The sequence below is a fragment of the Sphingobium sp. genome, from assembly GCF_003248505.1.
Lineage (GTDB): Bacteria > Pseudomonadota > Alphaproteobacteria > Sphingomonadales > Sphingomonadaceae > Sphingobium.
On record NZ_QFOA01000184.1, the window covers coordinates 1 to 1,042 of the forward strand.

The following is a 1,042-nucleotide window of genomic DNA, read 5'->3' on the forward strand; positions in this document are numbered from 1 at the left end:
AGGCCCATGTGCAAGCTGCTGTTGCGGCAGCGGTCCCCGGCTGCGAAGAACGAGGAATGCCTCAGGATATGGATTCGCAACTGACCGCCTTGCTCCGGCGCCTGCCGGACTGGATGCGCCGGGACATCGCCGCCACCGATCCGGCACGGCGCGAACGGGCCGAGGAGGCACTGCACGCCATGCTGCTTGCCCTGATTCAGGGAACGGCAGGGTTGGTATCAGGGCAGGACGGCTGATGGCGGCCTCCGGAAAGGCCAATCGCGGTTCGGGCAAGATGACGTCCGAAGCGATCGCGGCGCTGGGAGCCGCTCGCCTTGCTCGGCTTGTTCTGGCGCAAGCCGAGCGTGACGCCGTCTTCGCCCGCGCCGTCCGCATGGAACTGGCGGCCAAGGACGATAGCGGCGCGCTGGCGCACGAAATCGACAAGCGACTGAAGACCATCCGGCGTTCGAGAGGTTTCGTCGAATGGGACAAGGTGCCTGCACTCGCGCGCGAACTCGATCAACTGCGCGAAGCGATCATGGGGCCGCTAGCCGACCACTCGCTGAGCCAGGCGATCGATAGCATGCGGCTGTTCCTGAGCCTTGCCGAGCCGGTGTTCGAAAGATCCGACGACAGCAGCGGTTCGCTTGGCGAGATATTCCGTCAAGGCGGCGAGGATCTGGGCAGGCTATAGTGCCAGGCGGATGCACCCAATGTCGAGCTGCTGGCGGGTGATATTCTCATGCTCGTCGAGGGTGATGGCTACGGTGTTTTCGACGACCTGCCGGAAGCGGCTTCTCCAGCCTTGGGGCACGAGGGCCGAGCAGCTTTGCGCGGGATGCTGCTTGAGCGGCAGGCGGCCAAGACAGGAAATGACCGGCGACAGTTCGACTATAAGGTCGGCTGGCTGCTACCCAAACTCGCCGATCTCGACGGCGATGTGGACGCCTATATTGCAACGGTCGATCCCGATCGTCGCACCCCCGTACTCAATGCGCAGGTGGCCGCCCGATTGATCGCACATGGTCGTGCGGCAGAAGCCCTTGACTGGATCGACGCA

The 1,042-nt window shown here is 64.1% G+C and carries 1 protein-coding gene and 1 pseudogene; both read left to right on the top strand.

Features of this window, described 5'->3' with window-relative positions; translation table 11 throughout:
- Positions 1-236, top strand: a 236-nt coding sequence (locus DI606_RS20275) for a hypothetical protein (RefSeq protein ID WP_293985829.1), incomplete at its 5' end; no start/stop codon positions are given.
- 38 nt (positions 237-274) lie between these two features.
- Positions 275-1,042 (top strand): annotated as a pseudogene (locus DI606_RS20430) (DUF6880 family protein); the annotation flags it as partial.